The sequence below is a fragment of the Lujinxingia sediminis genome (genome assembly GCF_004005565.1).
Classification (GTDB): Bacteria; Myxococcota_A; Bradymonadia; order Bradymonadales; family Bradymonadaceae; genus Lujinxingia; species Lujinxingia sediminis.
The window spans coordinates 1-4,745 of sequence record NZ_SADD01000010.1; the positions used below are offsets into that span (position 1 = coordinate 1).

4 protein-coding genes and 1 pseudogene are annotated in these 4,745 nt (G+C 64.8%); 1 reads left to right on the plus strand and 4 read right to left on the minus strand.

The genetic code is table 11. The annotated features are described in order from the left end of the window. Positions 1–462: hypothetical protein (locus EA187_RS20670; RefSeq protein ID WP_206524394.1), on the plus strand; the 462-nt coding region annotated here is incomplete at its 5' end. On the opposite strand, the gene EA187_RS21160 is transcribed toward EA187_RS20670, so the two are convergent. From EA187_RS21160 to EA187_RS21165, 4 genes and pseudogenes are all read right to left on the minus strand, one after another. Beyond that, complete coding sequence (locus EA187_RS21160; protein WP_115605577.1) at positions 449–691, minus strand: phosphopantetheine-binding protein; 243 nt, start codon at positions 689–691, stop codon at positions 449–451. The genes EA187_RS20670 and EA187_RS21160 overlap by 14 nt on opposite strands. Beyond that, positions 691–1,491 carry an AAC(3) family N-acetyltransferase gene (locus EA187_RS15100; RefSeq protein WP_164856305.1) on the minus strand — a complete coding sequence of 267 codons (801 nt, stop codon included), beginning with the start codon at positions 1,489–1,491 and terminating at the stop codon, positions 691–693. Before EA187_RS15100 ends, EA187_RS21160 begins: the two co-directional genes overlap by 1 nt. Before the next feature lies 1 nt (position 1,492). Further along, a complete protein-coding gene (locus tag EA187_RS15105; protein WP_127780796.1) occupies positions 1,493–3,088 on the minus strand; it encodes an amino acid adenylation domain-containing protein in 1,596 nt (531 codons plus the stop codon). Positions 3,089–4,608: 1,520 nt separating this feature from the next. Then, positions 4,609–4,745: pseudogene (locus EA187_RS21165) on the minus strand (IS256 family transposase); the annotation flags it as partial.

Consider the following 4,745-nt stretch of genomic DNA (forward strand, 5'->3'; position numbering starts at 1 on the left):
TCGATCTGGTTCTCGATCTGGTTCTCGATCTGGTTCTCGATCTGGTTCTCGATCTGGTTCTCGATCTGGTTCTCGATCTGGTTCTCGATCTGGTTCTCGATCTGGTTCTCGATCTGGTTCTCGATCTCGATCTCGATCTGGTTCTCGATCTCGATCTGGTTCTCGATCTGGTTCTCGTTCTCGATCTCGTTCTCGATCTCGTTCTCGATCTCGAACTCGATCTCGATCTGGTTCTCGTTCTCGATCTCGTTCTCGATCTCGTTCTCGATCTCGTTCTCGTTCTCGTTCTCGTTCTCGATCTCGTTCTCGATCTCGATCTCGTTCTCGTTCTCGATCTCGTTCTCGATCTCGTTCTCGATCTCGTTCTCGAACTCGAACTCGATCTGGTTCTCGTTCTCGACTTTGGGGGCGTGGTGGATGGCGTGTCGAAAACGACATCGAGATCCCTTCAGGGGGCGCTGAGGAGGGCGACGAGGGAGGCGATGGTGGTGAGGGAGGCGGGGTCGACCTGGAGAAGGTCGATCGGGGTTCCGCTGTGTGCTTCGAGGGCGCTGAGGAGTTCGAGAAACGCGATGGAGTCGAGGATGCCCGCGTCGATAAGGTCGAGATGATCGTGGGGAGCATGCCCGGCCCGGGTCAGGGGGGCGTGGAGAAGTTCGAGGATCAGCTGGCGAGCCTGAGGAGGTTGCATCAGATGCCTCCGGGGGAAAGAGAGCCGTCGGTGCCGCTGTGGGTGACGAGTGCCCAGGGGTTGGCCTCCAAGAGGGCGATGGCGGTGTTGACGAAGTCGCGGCTGGAGACGCTGGTGAGCTGTGAGGCACCGAGGCGATGGTGGTGAAGCTGGCGGTTGTGGGTCAGCGCGGCGGTGAGAGGGGTGATGTTGGCCTGCAGGCCCAGGGAGAGGTCGCGGGCGTACATGCGGTAGGTGCGCATCCGTGCGACGCCGGCGCTGCGGTAGGGGGCGCAAAAGGACTTCCAGGCGCGGTAGGGGACGCCGACGCGCTCCTCGGCCCAGTGGACCAGGCTGACGGGCTCAAGGCCGCAGCCCAGGGTGAGGATCCGGGCGTCGTATTCGATGAGGGTGTCGAAGCTGCCGCCGCGCTCAAAGGCGCCGGCGGTGTCAGGGGCGGTCAGCGCGGCGGCCAGAGGGCCGACCGCGGCGATGGACTGCATCGGGTGGGCCGAGCGGCGAGCGTGGGGGAGCGTGCGTACAAACTCCGCGAGCGCCCCCATCTGTCGCGAGGGCGTAGAGGTGCGGTCAAAGAGCTCGCCGCGGCAGAACCCAAAGTTAAAGGTGGGGACGGCGATGGTGGCCTGAGGGCCGAGATGTTCGCGCAGCGTCTCGTAGATCAGCTCCGGGATGGCCGCCGGGGTGGCCCCCTGAAGCAGGCCAAGCTGAAAGAGGGAGCTGTGAACAAAGACCAGGCCAGGGGGCTCTTTGTGCAGGGTGCGTAAGGCACGCAGGAGATCGGTGAGGGCGTAGGTGGCCATATCAGCGCTCCAGGGTTTTGAGGTAGAGGGCCAGGGCGCGGCGATCGAGCTTGCCGTTGGCGTTGATGGGCAGGGTCGGAAGCGCCACAAAACGCTCGGGGACCATATACGGAGGGAGGTCGTCTTCGAGGCGGCGGCGCAGGGCCTGCTCCTCGGAGGGGGTGAGCTCGCCATCGTGTGCAAAGAGGGCCACGAGATGGTCAGGGGTCTCGGGAGGCGGCGGCCAGGGGAGGCTCGCAAGCTGGCGGTGGCCGAGTGCGCGGGCCAGCGCTGCCTCGACCTCGGCCGGCTCGACGCGGTGGCCGCGCAGTTTGAGCTGGTCGTCGAGGCGGCCGATGAAGTGCAGGAGGCCGCCGGGCTCGGCGATGGCGCGGTCGCCGGTGCGGTAAAAGGCGCGGGTGGGGTCGGCCGAGTTGTGGGCGAAGGCAGCGGCGGTGCGTTCCTCATCCTCCCAGTAGCCCTGAAAGACCTGGGGGCCGCGCAGCCAGAGCTCTCCGGGCTCGCCGGCAGGCAGCGGGGAGCCGGTGGGGTCGACGACGACGGCCTCGTGGTCGGGGAAGGGCCGGCCGAGCGGAGCGAGGCCGTCCGTGCCCTCCAGCGTGGCGGCGTCCAGGGGGTGGGCGCAGATGGCGATGGTGGCTTCGGTGGGACCGTAGAGGTTGAAGAGGTTTGCCCGGGGTGCGGCCCGGGCAAACGCTCGGGCGGTGGCCAGGGGAAGCGCTTCGCCGCAGAAAAGCACGGTGGTGAGGCTATCGAGCGCGCCCTCGCGGAGCTGCCCGTGGCGGGCCATCGCCGCGGCCAGGGTGGGCACGCAGAAGAAACGAGTGAGGCGGTGATTCAGGATAAAGCGCCCCGGAGAGAGGCGGTCGCGGCGAGTGAGGGGGTAGAGGGTGGCGCCGGCGCTGAAGGTGGTCAGCAGGTCGTGGAGGGAGAGGTCGAAGGTCAGATCGAAGGTGCGTGAGACGCGGTCTTCGGGGGTGAGCGGCCAGGCCCGCGCGGCGTGCTCCAGGTAGGCAGCGGCGTTGGCATGCGTGATGGGCACACCCTTGGGTTGCCCGGTGCTGCCGGAGGTAAAGAGCAGGTAGGCCAACGCCCCGGGCTCGGTGTATCGCCAGGCCTCCGGGAGGGGGGCCCGGGGAAGATCACCTGCGAACATGAAATGATGGCGGGGGTGGGCGGCGACCAGGGTGGTCTGGGGCGGCAGCTCCGGCAGGATGAGGGTGAGCGGGCGATGGGTCAGGGTGAGAAAGGCGTCGAGGTCGTCAAGCGCATCGGGGCCGACGATGAGCGTATGCACGCGAGCGCGACGGGTGATCTCCAGACGGCGGTTGAGCGGGTGATGGGGGTTGAGCGGCGCGTAGGCCGCGCCCGCCGCCCACGCACCCAGCAGGCCGGCATGGGCGCTCAAGCTGGACTCGCCGGCGATGCCAATGACGGCCAGGCCCTCGGGAGGCGCGGCGCTTAAGATGGCGCAGGCGATGCGACTTAACTCGGAGAGAAGCTCGCCGTAGCTCCAATGCGACTCGCCAAGGACGAGCGCAGGGTGGTCTGGGGCATCGGTGGCGGTGCGGATAAAGGCTTCGATGATCGATGGCATCTTCCCCCCCGGGTGATGGGTGTGGTGCGTTGGCGAGGTTAAAGGTGGGCATCGGAAGGGATGTGTCGAGAGGAAAGTGCCGAGCGCTCCAGGACGACGCTGGCTGTGTGGTTGTGTGGTTGTGGGGCTCCGGGGGTTCGCGATGTGGGGAGGTTCGTGTGGGTGTTGGGGGGCTCGCGCTTTGTGGTTGTGTGGTTGTGTGGTTGTGTGGTTGTGGGGCGCCGGGGGTTCGCGGTGTGGGGAGGTTCGTGAGAACCGCCGGGGTTTACGTTTTTCGATAGGCTCGAGCTCGGCCTCGACCTCGACCTCGATCTCGACCTCGAACGCGATCTCGGCCTCGATCTCGAACGCGAGCTCGATTTCGATCTGGAACTCGTTCTCGAACTCGATCTGGAGCTCGAACTCGCTGGTGGTGACTGTCCGGGAGACAGGCGAAAGCCAGCAATGGTGAGGGATCGCGGTCGATCGGGGGACCGTGTGGTCATGGATGATCGCGTCGAAGGCTCGCGAGCCCGGAGTTTCGCCCTCGATGATCGAACTCAGGGTTCGCGAGCCTTCGTTGTGGTCCTGGATGATCAGATCAGGTGCTCGTGAACCCCCCATCCCGTCATGGATGAAGAGATTGAAGGTTCGCGAACCTTCATGCCGATCATCGATGAGGGGTTTGAGGGTTCGAGAACACCTGGGCGCTTCATGGAATGACGAGTTGGGTGTTCGAGAGCACTTCCGCCATCATAAATCCTGAAAGGATGTTCAGTGTTCTGCGTGCAATATCACCGTCCGAGGGACCGACAAAGTCCAGCAACGATGCGGGTGATCGTCGTTCTAGCCCTCGCGGACGGGCGCGGGCTCGGCGTGAGAGCGTGCACCCCGATGGTTCGCACGAATCGACCAGCGTCGCGAACCTCGGAGTTTCCTCAACCACCCAATCACCCACCCGACCTCCCGAGCGCCCCAGGCCGACGCTGGCTGTGTCGCTGCGTCGTCGCGGTAGCGGCTGCTACACGCTCCTCCTGGCTCCTTGCCGAGCGCCCCAGGCCGACGCTGGCTGTGTCGCTGCGTCGTCGCGGTAGCGGCCTGCTACACGCTCCTCCTGGCTCCTTGCCGAGCGCCCCAGGCCGACGCTGGCTGTGTCGCTGCGTCGTCGCGGTAGCGGCTGCTACACGCTCCTCCTGGCTCCTTGCCAGTCGTCGCCCTGGATGCGCTCGGGTTGGGGGGGATGCGGGTTGTGGTTAGGTGGTTGTGTGGTTGGGTGGTTGTGGGGCGCCGGGGGTTCGCGATGTCGGGCGATTCGTGTGGGGGTTGGGGGGCGTACGAAGCGATGGTGTGGATGGGAGCGAAAGCAGAGCTAAGGGGTCTGAGTTGTCGATTTACCTGAGTAGAAGCGGAGGTAAGGGGTCTGAGTTGTCGATTTACCCGGGTAAAAGCGGAGCTAAGGGGTCTGAGTTGTCGATTTACCTGAGTAAAAGCGGAGGTAAGGGGGTGTGCAAGCAATTTCGTGTACGACCCTTCGGCTCTTCTTAACTATCTGCGCGGCCTTCCCACGGAACGTAGTTTGGAACGCGGTCTTGAAACGTCAGTTCAAGCTCAGAGCGAATGGCAGCCCAGTCGCTGCGGGGTAGCTTGAATCCGTCGTGAATCTCACGCAGCTTCAGGG

Excerpts from the sequence above, each read along its gene's own strand:
- EA187_RS15105 (WP_127780796.1), bottom strand. The coding sequence starts at position 3,088 with ATGCCATCGATCATCGAAGCCTTTATCCGCACCGCCACCGATGCCCCA.
- EA187_RS15100 (WP_164856305.1), bottom strand. The coding sequence starts at position 1,491 with ATGGCCACCTACGCCCTCACCGATCTCCTGCGTGCCTTACGCACCCTG.
- EA187_RS21160 (WP_115605577.1), bottom strand. The coding sequence starts at position 691 with ATGCAACCTCCTCAGGCTCGCCAGCTGATCCTCGAACTTCTCCACGCC.